This is a genomic window from Allofrancisella guangzhouensis (assembly GCF_000815225.1).
In the GTDB taxonomy this organism is placed as follows: domain Bacteria; phylum Pseudomonadota; class Gammaproteobacteria; order Francisellales; family Francisellaceae; genus Francisella; species Francisella guangzhouensis.
The window spans coordinates 410,757-425,483 of the sequence record NZ_CP010427.1; the positions used below are offsets into that span (position 1 = coordinate 410,757).

The following is a 14,727-nucleotide window of genomic DNA, read 5'->3' on the forward strand; positions in this document are numbered from 1 at the left end:
TGCATGTTTATGCAGCTTTGATACTGGATTTTTGAGTTAAATATTTCTTTGGTACTCCAAATGTAGAAAAGATATTTTGCGATGAAAGTTTATAAGTCTCTTTTTGCAGTAATTTATTTGCTATTACAGCATTTCTATATGCTCCTAAGCCTAAATCGGGAGTTCCTACACCATGAGTGTGCATTTCAGCATTTTGCACGAAAATATTTAGATTAGTGTCTTGAGTTACTAACTTATAATCTCTAGTTATATTTAGATTACCATTTTCGTCTTTGGTAATAAATTTTTCTATATTTGCAAGTGAGTGAGTAATATCTGATTTATAGCCAGTTGCTGCAATAACTCTGTCTGTCTTAATTAAGAAATCTTCATTTTGTTGATTATGATAAAAAAAGCAGTTAAGTTTATCAGTATTACAATCTATATTATGTAACTCACTATTTGAAATAAGTTCCGCTTTATTTTTATTTTGAACTGTTTCTTGATAAAGAACCTCATAAATATTAGATATGGTTTCTACGCTAATTCCTTTATAGAGTAAATCTTGTTCCATTAAAAGCTTAGGTTTCTTAGTTTGCGGAAGATTATAAAAATAATCAATATACTCAGGTGAGAAGTGCTCTAAACCAAGTTTGGAGTATTCCATAGGGAAAAATCCTTTACTTCTTGTTACCCAGCTAATTTGAGTAGAGTCATTTTTTGATTTCATTAAATCTAAGAATATCTCCCCCGCACTTTGCCCAGAACCTATTAACGTTATATGTTGATCTTTTAATGCTTGGGCTTTTATATCGAGATACTCGCCGCTATGGTGTACATTTTTTGTGTTAGAAAAGTAAGATGGAAGTTGGGGTTTTGTCCCTAGACCTAATACAATGTTTTTTGCTAGATATTGTTGCTCTTCACCATTACTGTTTTTAACAGTGACATTCCAAGTTTCATTACCTGAGACTTTTGAGTGTTCTATATTTGTAACTTCATAACCAAATTTACATGATTGACAGTTCTCAGCCACCCACAAGCAATAATCATTATATTCCTGTCTTTGAATAAAGAAATTTTCTTTAAAGTAGAATTTATAAAGACGATTTTTTTGATGTAAATAATTTAGAAAGCTAAAATTACTAGTTGGGTCAACCATTGTCACTAAGTCTGCAAGAAATGGTACTTGTAATGTTGTCCAATCCATCATCAAACCTGGATGCCAGCTAAAGCTTTCTTTTTTCTCAAAGAAAATACTATTTATAGGTTTATCATTTAATAAAGCAGATAGCCCTAAGTTAAATGGTCCTATACCTATTCCAATAACATCATATATTTTCATAAATTTCCTTAAATGGGTTTTTTGTATCAACATAGATTGATTGCCTTGTTAATGGAGCTTGTAATTCATCAAGACCATTTAGTCTGGTAAGAAGATTAGCTTTTAATGGTAATTGATCTACACTTAGAAGTTTTTTTATAAACCTATCGCAAATTTGATATTTACTAGGAAAAATTTTAAAGAAATTGATAGTCATTTTTATTAGATCTAGTTCACTAATAAAGCCAGTATTCGCTATTGCTTCTATAACAGAAATTAGTTGGTTAACTATAAAATAATAACAAAAATGATGATCTATGAAATCTTGTGACCCTTCACAGAGATCATGAATATCACCAAAATTAGCTTCAATTAAACCTTTATGGTCTTTTACGTAATAGTATCCTTGGCTATCTCGATAAAAACTTTCTACTGGTAAACCATCTTCTAATTTGATTAGTAAATTCTGCTGATGAGCTTCTAAAGCAATTCCATACTTTGAATATAACCAAAGTATGGGAGCTATAGCTACACAAAGGTATGTTTCAAACCAGTAAAGAGCTGCATCATGAGTGTTAGAATTATTATGAACACTAAAATATTGAATTAATGAACTGATACGAGTTCTTTCATTAAATGGGTTTGGTTCAGTCAAGCTAGCAATACACGCTATATCATCTTGCGGATTAAAGTTAGCGTTACGAATAATACATATACTAGGGTCAAAAATTTTGTTATTTATCTTTATCGCTGAATAAGCTGGGTCTGTAATTAGGTTAAAGTAAGGAAACAGATTGTCTAAAATAGGCTTAAGGTGGTTTGTATAGAGCTTATGTACAGATATGCTTCTTTTACATTCTTTAGCAAGATTTACTCTTACAGAGTTTGTGATAGCAATATTTAGTGAAAATTTCAGCATAATATTAACTTCTGGGGAGTATACGGTTCTTACAGATGTGGTTGGGTAAAACCAGGGTCCAGTAACACCTATATCAATAATTTTATTGGCTGATTTGTATTCTTGAATTTCGCTTTGTTTAGCTAAATAGTTAGCTTGCCATGGGTGAAGTATAAAAAGTTCATAATTTTCATTTGGTCTTTTAGGTAAACTATTTTCTGCTAAAAAATTCAAAATTAGTTCATTCGTAGTTTTGTCAAGTAAAGATTGTGTTTCTAAAACGCTTTTATCAACATACATATAATAAAGTTGGAATTGTCCGTTTGTTTCGGGAGAGTATTTAATAAATTCAGCATCTGAGAAACCTTCTCTGCTTTTGGGATCTGGTTGTAATTTATGACCTCTTAAAAGGTTTTGTTCATTTGTAATAAAAGAGTTTTTATAGCCAAAAATATCATCTAGTTTGTATTTTCTAGTTTGTAATATCTTAGCTATGTTTATTGTTGAATTTGATATTCTATTTATAATTTCATTATTGTTAGTTTTATCAAGCTCTTTAGTAATTAAAAATACCGCATCAAGTGGCGTTAGCTCTGATTTTCCTTCATTTTTAATGATATAGCAAGGTAGCTGCCATGTCGGTGACCTTAAAATTGGAGATATTTTTACGTAAATCTCAAATCTAGATTTAATATTATCATTATTAAGTTCTATGCTAAACCAATAACCATCTTTAGAAGCAGCTTTGCGTAGCTTATAGTCATCATATTCTCGATAATAGCAGTTAAGAAAATTTTTAAGGGTTATTTCATTGGCATATTTAATCATCGTTATTTACTCCTATTTGATTTTTAAATAAATTGCCATATAGCTTTATTTTGTTAAGACATTCAGTAACTAATTCTAATGTGATCATAGGATTGACAAGGGTAATCTTTAAGTATGTATTCCTATTTACTTTTGTTTGCGCAATAGCAAAGTTCCCACTATGAAAGGTGGCTTTATGAATTTTGCTGTTAATTGTATTTAGTGTTTCTTGATTTGAATTTTCATCAAAATATCTAAAAACAATAGTATTAAGGCTATTGTTAAGATGTTGAGTTTCTTTGAAAGCTAATTGTAGATTTTTATCTTCGCTAACAGTTTTGATACTTTTAGTTGTTGTTTCAATAATATGGTTAATCCATTCTGAAAATAATTTTGTTCCACTACATTTTAAGGCGATAGAGAGTTTAAGAGCATCAAATCTTCTAGTAGTTTGGATCGATTTATCTACTAGATTTATAGTGTCAAAACCATCTTTATCTGGATTAAGGTAGTCAGCATGGTAGCTAAGAAGTTTTAATATTGACTTATCCTTGCAAAAGAAAGCTCCACAGCTAATAGGCTGAAAGAAGAGTTTGTGAAAATCAACGGTTACTGAATCAACTAATTCTAAACCATCAAGTCGATATTTGTGCTTATCTGACAAGAGTAAAGCTCCTCCAACAGCAGCATCAGCATGAAGCCAGATATTATTATCGTTTGCAATTTCTGCTATCTCTTTAATATTATCAATACATCCAAAATCAGTATCTCCTACAGTAGTAACTATACATATTGGTATTAGGTTTTGGGCTTTTAGGGTACTTATTCTAATTGTCAAGTTTTGTGTATCTAGTTGTAAATTATCATCTGTATTTACAATCTCAATAGAGTTTTTACCTAAGCCTAAAAGGGCTAGTGACTTATGCACAGAGAAGTGTGTTTTTTCTGTACATAGAACGCGAAATCTGTTAGCAATATCTGGCAAACCTTTATCTGCTACTTTATGGTTGAGAGTACTTTTGCAGAAATGATCCCTAGCTAAAAGTAAACCCATTAAGTTCGATTGTGTTCCTCCACTAGTAAATACCCCATCAGATAAATTGTTATCATTGTAGATTAATAAACTTAACCAGTTAATAATGTGTTGCTCTATATATGTGGCAATAGGGCTTTGATCCCAGGAATCCATAGATTGATTTAAAGCTGATATGAATGTTTCAGCAACTAGTGATGGTACCATTACGGGGCAGTGTAGATGAGCCATCGACTTTGGAGAGTTTACGTTTAAAGAATGTTTAAAAATATCATTTAACTGCTCTTCAAGAACTATACTAATATCATTAGGGTATTCATCTATATCAAACTGGTTAGCTATCTTTTCTAAATCTTTTGCTGCTTTGGCACTAAAAATCTCATTATTCTTTAAATTATAGGAGATTATTTTCAAAGCTTTTTGCATGCTATAGGTATATGTGTCGATACTTTGAATCGAGTTGTTTAAAAAATATTTATCAAGATCTAGGCTCATATATTTTCCTTAATCGAGCTTTCTAATATTTTAATTACTTGGTCAATTTGCTTTATTTCTATAGTAAGAGGAGGTAGGAATCTAAGAGTTGCTCCAAAGCGTCCTCCTAATTCGATAATAAGCCCCTTATCGAAACAGGTTTTTTTGATCTTTAAGGCTTTCTCTCCATCTGCAGGAAAACTTCCTATAATGTCTGGTTTAGATGTTGTATCTACAATTTCTACACCAATCATTAAGCCAGAACCTCGTACATCTCCGATGATGTTATATTTATTTTTTAATTCATTTAATTTATCAAGTAGGTATTTACCAGTTTTCCTTACATGTTCTAGGAATTCAGGTTTGTTAACTCTCTTTAAAACAATGCTACCGGCAACCATCGCTAACACATTACCTCTGAATGTTCCTGTATGGGCTCCAGGGCCCCATGTGTCTAAGTATTTTTTGTAAAGGATTACAGATATTGGTAAGCCTCCTCCTAGAGCTTTTGATAAAACTATTACATCAGGCTCGATACCAGCTTTTTCAAAGGCATACAAGTAGCCTGTTCTACCTATACCACATTGAACTTCGTCAACAATTAGAGGAATATCTAGCTCTTTAGTAATTTCTCTTATAGCTTTTAACCATTTAGATGGCGCAGGTATAGCTCCACCTTCGCCTTGTACTGGCTCTAAAATAATTGCAGCTGGTTTTTTTATGCCACTTTCTGGATCTTTCAATAAACGTGAAATCATTTGGATATTTACATCAATGCTTTGTTTACCTTTTAATCCAAAAGGGCAGCGATAAGCATATGGATAAGGTAAAAAATGCACATACGGAGTTAGACCGTTAATATGTTGTTTTGGGCCCAAGTTCCCCATTAAAGATAGTGTTCCTTGTGTCATACCATGATAAGCGCCATGAAAAGCTATTATGGTTTCTCTACCTGTTGCTGTTTTACATAGTTTAATAGCGGCTTCAACAGCATCAGCTCCACTAGGGCTACAAAACTGTACTTTCGTATTTCCATGGTAAGATTTAGGCAGTGTATTTAGGAGATCATTCATAAAGGTGTGCTTTTCTTTAGTAAGTAAGTCTAATGTGTGTATTGGCACTTTTTTACTTAAAGTTGAGGATAAGGCATCTGTAATTTCAGAATCATTATGCCCAAGAGCTATACTGCCAGCTCCAGCTAAGCAATCAATATATACTTTTCCTTCAATGTCTGTTAGATAGATCCCTTGAGCTTTTTCTATCACTAAAGGATTTTTTCTTGGATAGCTTCTAGCGTTAGATTCCCAATTGTCTTGATCTTTTAACATAGCTTGTTGTATGGAGGTATTCATTATTTCTTTTTTATACAATTAATATTGATAATCATTATCATTTATATTATATTCTAATGCAATACTTGATTAGTAAATATTTTTAACTTTTTATGACAAAACAATTTAGCGTAGCAAAATTTGGTGGAACTAGTGTGGGTAGTGTTTTAGCTATTCAAAAATGCATAGAAATAATTAATAACAACAAAAATATAAAAATTATCGTTGTAAGTGCTCAAGCTGGGGTAACTAATCTACTTGAAAAACTTATAATCAGTAATGTAGATAGTTATAAAGAGTTTTTCATTGAGCTTCATCGAATTATAGATCCTATAGTTGAGTATGTAGGTAATAATGAAGGGTTAAATATAGATGTTTTATTCAAAGAACTGGAGGTTTTTTGTCAGAGATTATATCAACAAGGTTGCTCCTTAGACTTAAAACTGCACGCGCAAATATTATCTTTTGGTGAAAGGGTCTCTGCAGCTCTTTTTAATCAAGCTTTAAAAAAAAACGGCTTAAGATCTTCACATATTGATGCAAGGATAATTATAAAAACTGATAGTAATTATATTAGGGCAAAACCTTCACTAAAAGATATTAGTGATCAAATTAATCTCTGTATACCAGAATCTGAAGAAGTGCTCGTTTTAGAAGGGTTTATTGGTTCTAATGAAATGAATGAGACAACAGTTTTAGGTAGAGGGGGTAGTGACTACTCTGCAGCACTTATAGCCGAGGCTGTTAAAGCTGATTTATTATATATTTGGACAGATGTTGTTGGAATCCATCAAGTAGATCCAAGGCTAATACCTAAATCAAAAGTTATAAGAAAGATAAATTTTGATGAGGCTATTGAGTTAACAAATTTTGGGGCAAAAGTTCTCCATCCTGATACACTTTGGCCGGTGATGCGAAGTAGTACAAAAGTATTTGTGGGCTCGACTTTTTTTCCAGAAAGAGGAGGTACTTATATCGAGAATGGACCAAAAGATAAAAAAAGTATAGTCAGAGCTATTACTGAACGAAAAAGTCAATCTCTAATAAAGGTGAAATTTTCTAATAATGATGTTTCAAGTGTAGTTTATCGGGTATTTTTGGTTTTAAAGAGATACGGTGTCAGTCCAGATATAGTTAATCTAACAGAAACTTCCCTTTCTTTTGTTATTCCCCAAATTGGAGAGTCTATCGAGCAGTTAATAATTAAAGATTTAAATTTATTAGACGGAGTAATTATAGATATAGAGCGTAACCTTTCACTAACAGCTATTGTAGGCAACAATTTGGATAAGCTCCCAAAACTTCTAAATAAGGTCATAAAGGCTTCTAATGTTTCTAATATAAAGTTATCTGGTTATGGAGCTAATGGTAGTAGTTTATATTTATTAACAGATAGTAGGCGTGTTCTGGAAAGGGTGTATAAGGCGCTATTTTAGAGATTTAAGCTAAATTGTTAGAATATTTATGTACTCCAAAGCTTTGCTGAAAATTATTTTCCTCGGCAAGATTTACATTTGACATATATATTAAGGTTGTGATCTATAATTTCAGCGCCTAATGACTCAACTATTTGCTTTTGAAATTTTTCAATTTCTTCACTATAAAACTCTTGTATTTTATTGCATTTGATACAGATTATATGGTCGTGATGGTCGCCTTGATTTAGCTCATACATTACTTGCTCATTATCAAACTTAAGGCGATTTATTATGCCGGATGTTTCAAATTGTCCTAAAACCCTATATACTGTTGCAATACCAATGCTACTACCTTGAGATTTAAGTTTAGAGAAAACATCATCAGGGCTTAGATGTTTATCTTTATTTTCCTCAAATAATTTTAGTATTTCTAAGCGTGGTTGCGTGATTTTAAAGCCAAATTCTTTCAGATCTAGATTTTTGGAGCTCATCTTTTCTTCTTTTAGGCTGAAGTTTAATAGATTTTGACATAATTGTAAGTGTTATTGCAAATATTTACCCTTATTAAGATGATTTATTATTTGTTATTTATGAGAATTTTGTATCGAATTAAAGACTTGAAAGTAAGTGATATAAAGCCATATTTCACTTGATATAGAATTTTTAAGTATTGATTCAGTTATTATATATTTTATAATTCTTAAAAAAACATATTTTGCAAATTATTTTTTAAACATTTTAAATAAATATATTTTATTTATGTTATGATTTAATAAAATGTAATAAACATGGTATTTTTATGTTTATAATAAAGGTTTTTATCTTGTATTTTAGTTTAGTTACATTAGTTTTTGCTAGTCAAAAGCTTAAAGCAGGTGAAGATAATTTATCTTTTCCTGCAACGAATAACACCCAAATAATGAGTTATCAACCAGAAACTGGTAATTTCACTAAGGAAATACCTATAATTAACACTTTTTTAGATGATGGCTTAAATTTTAATTATAGTGTGTATCTTAGTGATAGTGGTCAACTATCTGTTCCTTTAATTGTTACAATTGGATCAGGAAATAAACATTTAATTGGTTTTGTCAGAGATGTAAATGGAGGTGTTAATACTTTATCTGCAGGAGCAAATGGAGGTAGTGCTGTCTCAAATACTCATTTTTATGGGACTGTAAATGCCGGTGGCGTATCTTCTATTTATTCAAGTGACGGAGTCTTATATACAGGAGATGCTTTTCATGGACATGAAGGCTATATTTATAGCTCACATAAAAAATCTAATGTAAAGTTTTTATATAGTGATGCTAAATACATGATTGAACCTCATACAAGTGAAAAATTATGTGATTATGGTTTAACTGGTTTATATGTAACTAAAATAAGCCTTTCTAATGGTTATGAGATTAACTTTAACGTAAATTCAACGCGAGTCTATGATGATATTCGTGGACAGCAATTTTATAAATGTACGGTAGTTTATTATACTAAAATATCTGATAATCAACGTAGAGTTTGGACATTTGGTCGTAATTCAGGAAATGGTTTCTTGCAGAATATCACCTACCCAGATGGCAGGCAAATTAAATGTTTACTTCCTGATCCAATCATAACAGATGTGAATGGGGTTGTATATACCCATGGGAATTTAACACCAAATCGGCAGTTTCCTTATGTTAATTACTCTGGAGCAAACCTGACTCAATCTCTTAGAGAGTCTTTTTCAGTAGATTCCAGTTATACTAACAACACTATTACACATATGAATGGTAGTGTAGATAAATATTTAGGTTATCCAAAACACTATACAATTTCTGCAGATCCTGGAAACGGCACATATAAGGAACATAAAAAACTCGATAAAAGTGGTAATGTTGTATACGATGAAGTAAACACATGGAATTATACAGCAAATGCAACACCATATTTAATAGAGCAAACAATTACGCAAGATGGAGTTACTATTTCTAAAAAATTTGCTGATTTTAATGCATATTTGTATCCTCAAACAATCACGGAAACTGCTTCTGATGGGAAAGCTAGGGTTACTAAAATTACATATTTAGAACTTTCATCTTCAGCTACTCATGGGCATATGGTTAAGCCTAAAAAAATACAAGTTACTGATAGTGGTGGTAAAGTTTTGCATATTATTATAAATAAATATGATATTGAAGGATACTTGATATCTAGTACTAACGATGGTGTAGAAACAAAATACACTTATGATTCTAACGGTAATTTAGCAACTTCAACAGATACTAGAGGTAACACTACAGAATATCAAGATTACCAATATGGTAAGCCTACAGTTGTAATTGACCCTAAGGGTGGTAAAACAGTTTATAGTTATGACTATAGGGGGGTTGTATTAAGCAAAACGGACCCAGAAGGTAACACAACCAAATATTATTATGATATAAGTGGCCGTCCAACTTTAATCACTCCTCCAACTGGTTATTCTATTAGCTACGCTTATAGTAATAATGGTTTAACTGTCACTAAGTATCAAGGTCAAGTTGCTACGGTAATAAACTATGATGGTTTTGGTAAAGTGATAAATTCAACTTCAAGCGTTAGGGGTTCATCTGATTCAGTTGCACAAGTTTATAAATACGACATCATTAATAATAAAGTATTTACTAGTTACCCATGTTTATCAATAAACCAGTGTGCGATAGGAGATATTTATACTTATGATATATTGGGCAGACCAATTCAATTAATTAAAGATACTAGTTCATTTTAAGGAGTAGCAAAATGAGATTTATGACAAAATTATTTTTGACTACTTTAGGACTTTTTGAGGCACTTAACTCTTTTGCTAGCTATACATGGACTGCTCAATATACTGGAAGTAATGGAAATGTAGTAAAAAAAGTTACTAGTCCGAATGCAACGACCACATATAGTTATAGACAGGGTTTTGGCGAACCAATTTTATTAAATAAGACTAGGCAATCTATAAGTAATACTGGGTTTTATGATAATGAAGGTAGACTTCTATCTTTATCTCAAGCAGGAGAGAGTAGAAATTATAACTATACAGAATATGCTCATTTAAGTTGGTTAATTTCTCAAAGCGACCCGGAACTTGGTACTACAAATTATTCATATTATTCTAATGGGCAGCGTAAAACAGAGCAAATAGTAGGATCCACATCAACAACCTTTAGATATGACGCTAATGGAAATACTACTCAAGTAGATTACACATCAGCAAACGGGATTCCTGCATCTCCAACAATTACATATGAGTATGATGCTAATAATAACGTTATTTCTAAGAGTTTAGGTGGAGATAATCAAATAAATAATACTTATGATGCACTAAACCATCTGTTAAAATCTAGCCTAAAATATTCATATCCGGATGGCACTACCCAAAAAGATATTTCCTACAAGTATGATGGCTATGGTCATATTGGATATATTATATATCCAGATAGATTAATAATTAACTATAATATAAATGGTTTTGGTAGGTCAAAATCTATTACAAGCTCGTTAGATAGTATTATTACAGATATTACTTATAATTCTGCTAATAATATCACCTCTTACGCTGGGGCAAATTTTAGTTTGTCTATAGCTTACGATAATATGAATCGTGTTACTGATATTAAAACAACCAGCATCAAGAGTAGCTATACTTATGATGGTGAAAACAATGTTATAAGTATTATAGATGGTTTAAGCTCATCTAATAATGAATCATTTTCATATGATAATAATAACCGTTTAGTTCAAGCAAGTGGTCCATGGGGGCAGGCAAGTTATAGCTATGATAATTTAAACAATATAACTTCGCTTATAACTACTAATGATGGGGCTCATAGCTATGTTTATGACGGTAAGAATTTACTAAATTTCGTCACATCAAATAAAAGTGGTGTACAAAACTTAGATTATGACACTAATGGCAATGTTATAAAAAAAGGTCAAGACACTTATGTTTATGATGCTGCAAATCATCTGATTAGTTTTAAAAATAAAGATCATAAAATTGATTTTGTGTATGATCCAAATGGTCATGTTATATCTACTACTGAGGATGGTAAAAAACCTGTTATTACATATTATGATGAGTCAGGAAAATTGCTTTATAAGTTAGATCCAAATAAAGCGACTGAGCAAGTAACGGATTATATATATCTTAATGGTAAGCTTGCTGTTGAAGCCAGACATGATAATGGTGATTTGAAGAATGTATCTTACCACTATATAACAACAAATCCATTAGGTTCTCCAGTTGCTAGTACTTTAAATGGAGTTACAGAATGGAGACAAGTTTATCGACCATATGGATTAGAGAAAAGTCAAATTACTCAGGATGATGATCATATAGGTTTTACAGGAAAAGAAACAGTTAAGAATATGAATCTAGTGAATATGAACGCTAGATACTATGCTCCTGATTTTGGTAGATTTATGGCTTATGATCCAGCTGAGCCAACTGTAGGTGATCTATTTAGTTTTAATAGATATGCATATGCAAATAATAATCCGTTATTATATACAGACCCTACAGGATTATTTTCGTTTAGTGATTTCCTTAATGGAGCTAATAATTTTGCTTCGGGTATAATAAATGGGATGTCAGCTGGGTTTGTTAATACGGAACATACTCAAGGCTTTGCCCACGATGCAGGCTGGGCTTTTGGGACTGCTTTGGGATTGACCTATGGAGCTACAGAGCTAAGGGCAGCTAGGTATGCTGCTAGTAAAGCAGGTGGATTACTTGAATCATCGACTACAACAGCAATGAAAGAACGCAACCTTGCTGGGCAGGCTGATGTGGCTAAGGCTGTTAAGGGTATAGAATATGACTCCAAAGGCAAGGTGATTAGTAGAGAGCCAAAGAGTTTGAGAGATAAATTAACTATGGAAGAAGCTAAAACTGAGAAATATAGCAGTGATGAAACACCAAAAGGTGGTTTGAATGACCCTAAGTATAAAGGAATGTATAAGCGAAGATATTCTAGAAATTTTAGTAATGGTACCCGTACAGATATTCATTATGTTGAAGATCCTATAAATGGAGGAAGGTATGATTTTAAATTTAAGAACCATGCTGAGGATTAATAAATGATAGTTAAAGCTAAGAGATATAGTGAGAAAAAGGTTTTGCAAGATGAGTTTAATAATTTTATAGTACATGGATTAAAATATTCAAACGGTTCTTTAAAGTATTGTTTTGCTATGGTGTATCCCGATGGAACTGGTTCTATTGGCTATGATGAAGCAGTAAATTATGAAATTATTGATCCAAGACTTTCTAAATATTGGGATATAGAATTAATTGATACTAATAGTTATATAGTAAGACATAGAAAGTGGATATTGTGGGAAAAAAATAATAAAGGAAAAAGTCTTGATGAAAGAATAGATACCTGTTCTGAGCAAGCATTATATAAATTTTTTTCTGACTCTATAAATCAAATGAATGAAGAATCTAATGTACACCTTATTAAGACTGAAAAATTAGGACGATTATTAAAAGGGAAATATAGGCGATATTTTATTAAAATATATGATGATTCTAAAATAAGTGGAGGATATTTATTATCTTTATATAAGACTTTACCACAGAATGGTTCTGATGTAGATGAGTGGTTTGATAATTATGAAGAGTTAGAGAAATATTTTAAGAATAATGATTTAGAGGTTGAGTGGTTGGAGGAGTAATTCGACTTACTAGTGTAGATCATACTCAAGGCTTTGCCCACAAGGCGGGTTGGGCTGTTGGGACTGCTTTTGGATTGAGCTATGGAGCTACAGAGCTAAGAGCAGCTAGGTATGCTGCTAGTAAAGCAGGTGGATTACTTTGAGTCATCGACTACAGCAGCAATGGAAGAACGTAACCTTGCTGGGCAGACTGATGTGGCTAAGGGTAGTATAACTGAGGCTAGCAAACTTGCTAAAGAATTTTTTGAAGATTCTAAGTACACCTCCAAAGTCAAGGCTCAGATGCAACTCGAAGATTACCATTCTTTTCCTAAAAGTGTCGATTCTTTCGCAGAAAATGGTAGTGTAAGCAAAATAAAAGGTGGAGATGGGAAATTTAGGCAGCAGTTAACTATTAGAGGTAGTTATCGTGGTAAGACAGGAATTTTTGAATACATAAAAGAAGAAAATGGTCTGATTAATCATAGATTGTTTAGGTCTGATTCTTAGAAGGAGATTATATGTTAGACGATTGTTCAATGAACCAAATTAAAGAGATGTTTGCTAAAGGAGTACAATTAGAAAACATTGGTATAAACGAGAAAGCTTTTAGTAAAGAAAGTAGCCTTATTATTCTTGATTTACTCAATAAGTTCATGATTCCAATACTTGGTGGAGATGTTTATATTAGAGATGAAAGTTGTGATGTAATAATACCAACTTATGACTCATGGTACTATGAGCGTGCTGAAGGTGAGAGCTGTAATTCATACATTAAAAAATCGGTAGAAAAAGCAAAAGAATATATAGTTAACTACCCTAAGCAGAATGTGTTATTTACACTTGTATTTGATAGAAAATACTTAGAGCTTTAGTGATATAAGTAGAGAGCCAAAGAGCTTGCAAGATCAGATGACTCTAGATGCTGCTAAAAAAGGTTATGGTAGGAAAAAAATTGAAAATCTTAATGATCCAAAATATAAAGGTATGGATAAGATGGAGTTGGTTGGTAAATCTAAGCACACAAATAGAAACTCTACCGTTCATTATGTAAGAGACCCTTTAACAGGTGAGTTGCATGATTTTAAATTCACTAATCATTTTTACTAAGGAGTTAAACATGAAAATAATAAGTTTAAAGGATACACAGTCTTATGATAAGAATACAGTTTTTACTGTTTATGGAGTTAATATAGATTCAGTAGGCAATGTTAAATATTATATAAATGAAAACACGGGAGACTTTTTGTTTCCTTGTGATAATGAGGATTTTAAAATTAAAGATAGTAGAATATCAAAAACTTGGTCATTAATTCTTAACGATGATGGCTCATGTGATTTCATTCCATATGAATGGAAAAATTGGACTGAACAAAATAAAAATATTGAAGACTACGATTTTTTTCGTACACTCATGGAGTATTATGATAGTCCTGCTCACATTATATATCGTAAATATAAAAAACTTATGGATGAAGAGTTTGATACTAGTCTTATTAAGACTGAAAAATTAGGACGATTATTAAAAGGGGAATATAAGCGATATTTTATTAAAATATATGATGATTCTAAAATAAGTGGAGGATATTTATTATCTTTATATAAGACTTTACCACAGAATGGTTCTGATGTAGATGAGTGGTTTGATAATTATGAAGAGTTAGAGAAATATTTTAAGAATAATGATTTAGAGGTTGAGTGGTTGGAGGAGTAATTCGACTTACTAGTGTAGATCATCATCAAGGTTTTGCACATGATGTAAGTTTTGAAAACGCATTTAAAAAATAACTTAA

At 31.6% G+C, this 14,727-nt stretch carries 14 protein-coding genes; 9 read left to right on the top strand and 5 right to left on the bottom strand.

Annotated elements, in window-relative coordinates; all coding sequences use genetic code 11:
- Positions 1–7 precede the first annotated feature (7 nt).
- From SD28_RS01870 to SD28_RS01885, 4 genes are read right to left on the bottom strand one after another with little or no spacing between them, the layout of a single operon-like run.
- Positions 8–1,324, bottom strand: coding sequence for a lysine N(6)-hydroxylase/L-ornithine N(5)-oxygenase family protein (locus SD28_RS01870; protein WP_039125709.1), 1,317 nt, complete (start codon positions 1,322–1,324; stop codon positions 8–10).
- Positions 1,311–3,029, bottom strand: a complete 1,719-nt coding sequence (locus SD28_RS01875) for an IucA/IucC family protein (protein ID WP_039123457.1) — start codon at positions 3,027–3,029, stop codon at positions 1,311–1,313. The genes SD28_RS01870 and SD28_RS01875 overlap by 14 nt, the downstream gene beginning before the upstream one ends.
- A complete protein-coding gene (locus SD28_RS01880) occupies positions 3,022–4,536 on the bottom strand; it encodes a pyridoxal phosphate-dependent decarboxylase family protein (protein WP_039123458.1) in 1,515 nt (504 codons plus the stop codon). Before SD28_RS01880 ends, SD28_RS01875 begins: the two co-directional genes overlap by 8 nt.
- Positions 4,533–5,867 carry a diaminobutyrate--2-oxoglutarate transaminase family protein gene (locus SD28_RS01885; RefSeq protein ID WP_039123459.1) on the bottom strand — a complete coding sequence of 445 codons (1,335 nt, stop codon included), beginning with the start codon at positions 5,865–5,867 and terminating at the stop codon, positions 4,533–4,535. Before SD28_RS01885 ends, SD28_RS01880 begins: the two co-directional genes overlap by 4 nt.
- 92 nt (positions 5,868–5,959) lie before the next feature.
- Here SD28_RS01885 and SD28_RS01890 point away from each other — a divergent pair, with 92 nt between their 5' ends.
- Positions 5,960–7,282, top strand: coding sequence for an aspartate kinase (locus SD28_RS01890; RefSeq protein ID WP_039123460.1), 1,323 nt, complete (start codon positions 5,960–5,962; stop codon positions 7,280–7,282).
- A 53-nt stretch (positions 7,283–7,335) separates the two neighbouring features.
- On the opposite strand, the gene SD28_RS01895 is transcribed toward SD28_RS01890, so the two are convergent.
- Positions 7,336–7,755 carry a Fur family transcriptional regulator gene (locus tag SD28_RS01895; protein ID WP_039123461.1) on the bottom strand — a complete coding sequence of 140 codons (420 nt, stop codon included), beginning with the start codon at positions 7,753–7,755 and terminating at the stop codon, positions 7,336–7,338.
- A gap of 308 nt (positions 7,756–8,063) precedes the next feature.
- Here SD28_RS01895 and SD28_RS01900 point away from each other — a divergent pair, with 308 nt between their 5' ends.
- Genes SD28_RS01900 through SD28_RS01930 form a run of 8 tightly spaced genes read left to right on the top strand, consistent with a single transcriptional unit; the run spans position 8,064 to position 14,648 of the window.
- Positions 8,064–10,016, top strand: a complete 1,953-nt coding sequence (locus tag SD28_RS01900; protein ID WP_039123462.1) for an RHS repeat domain-containing protein — start codon at positions 8,064–8,066, stop codon at positions 10,014–10,016.
- An 11-nt stretch (positions 10,017–10,027) separates the two neighbouring features.
- Positions 10,028–12,352: an RHS repeat domain-containing protein gene (locus tag SD28_RS01905; RefSeq protein WP_039123463.1), complete on the top strand. Its 2,325-nt coding sequence runs from the start codon at positions 10,028–10,030 to the stop codon at positions 12,350–12,352.
- Positions 12,353–12,355: 3 nt separating this feature from the next.
- Positions 12,356–12,955 carry a hypothetical protein gene (locus tag SD28_RS01910; protein WP_039123464.1) on the top strand — a complete coding sequence of 200 codons (600 nt, stop codon included), beginning with the start codon at positions 12,356–12,358 and terminating at the stop codon, positions 12,953–12,955.
- The gene (locus SD28_RS08050; RefSeq protein ID WP_157698616.1) at positions 12,940–13,098 is read left to right on the top strand and encodes a hypothetical protein; all 159 of its coding nucleotides are present in this window, start codon (positions 12,940–12,942) and stop codon (positions 13,096–13,098) included. The genes SD28_RS01910 and SD28_RS08050 overlap by 16 nt, the downstream gene beginning before the upstream one ends.
- The gene (locus tag SD28_RS01915; protein ID WP_157698617.1) at positions 13,067–13,444 is read left to right on the top strand and encodes a hypothetical protein; all 378 of its coding nucleotides are present in this window, start codon (positions 13,067–13,069) and stop codon (positions 13,442–13,444) included. The genes SD28_RS08050 and SD28_RS01915 overlap by 32 nt, the downstream gene beginning before the upstream one ends.
- Positions 13,445–13,455: 11 nt before the next feature.
- Complete coding sequence (gene imm40 / locus SD28_RS01920) at positions 13,456–13,809, top strand: Imm40 family immunity protein (protein ID WP_039123465.1); 354 nt, start codon at positions 13,456–13,458, stop codon at positions 13,807–13,809.
- A 25-nt stretch (positions 13,810–13,834) separates the two neighbouring features.
- Positions 13,835–14,044: a hypothetical protein gene (locus SD28_RS01925; RefSeq protein WP_200398588.1), complete on the top strand. Its 210-nt coding sequence runs from the start codon at positions 13,835–13,837 to the stop codon at positions 14,042–14,044.
- A 10-nt stretch (positions 14,045–14,054) separates the two neighbouring features.
- Positions 14,055–14,648: a hypothetical protein gene (locus SD28_RS01930; RefSeq protein WP_157698618.1), complete on the top strand. Its 594-nt coding sequence runs from the start codon at positions 14,055–14,057 to the stop codon at positions 14,646–14,648.
- Positions 14,649–14,727 lie beyond the last annotated feature (79 nt).

Excerpts from the sequence above, each read along its gene's own strand:
- SD28_RS01870 (WP_039125709.1), bottom strand. The coding sequence starts at position 1,324 with ATGAAAATATATGATGTTATTGGAATAGGTATAGGACCATTTAACTTA.
- SD28_RS01875 (WP_039123457.1), bottom strand. The coding sequence starts at position 3,029 with ATGATTAAATATGCCAATGAAATAACCCTTAAAAATTTTCTTAACTGC.
- SD28_RS01880 (WP_039123458.1), bottom strand. The coding sequence starts at position 4,536 with ATGAGCCTAGATCTTGATAAATATTTTTTAAACAACTCGATTCAAAGT.
- SD28_RS01885 (WP_039123459.1), bottom strand. The coding sequence starts at position 5,867 with ATGAATACCTCCATACAACAAGCTATGTTAAAAGATCAAGACAATTGG.
- SD28_RS01890 (WP_039123460.1), top strand. The coding sequence starts at position 5,960 with ATGACAAAACAATTTAGCGTAGCAAAATTTGGTGGAACTAGTGTGGGT.
- SD28_RS01895 (WP_039123461.1), bottom strand. The coding sequence starts at position 7,755 with ATGAGCTCCAAAAATCTAGATCTGAAAGAATTTGGCTTTAAAATCACG.
- SD28_RS01900 (WP_039123462.1), top strand. The coding sequence starts at position 8,064 with ATGTTTATAATAAAGGTTTTTATCTTGTATTTTAGTTTAGTTACATTA.
- SD28_RS01905 (WP_039123463.1), top strand. The coding sequence starts at position 10,028 with ATGAGATTTATGACAAAATTATTTTTGACTACTTTAGGACTTTTTGAG.
- SD28_RS01910 (WP_039123464.1), top strand. The coding sequence starts at position 12,356 with ATGATAGTTAAAGCTAAGAGATATAGTGAGAAAAAGGTTTTGCAAGAT.
- SD28_RS01915 (WP_157698617.1), top strand. The coding sequence starts at position 13,067 with ATGCTGCTAGTAAAGCAGGTGGATTACTTTGAGTCATCGACTACAGCA.
- imm40 (WP_039123465.1), top strand. The coding sequence starts at position 13,456 with ATGTTAGACGATTGTTCAATGAACCAAATTAAAGAGATGTTTGCTAAA.
- SD28_RS01930 (WP_157698618.1), top strand. The coding sequence starts at position 14,055 with ATGAAAATAATAAGTTTAAAGGATACACAGTCTTATGATAAGAATACA.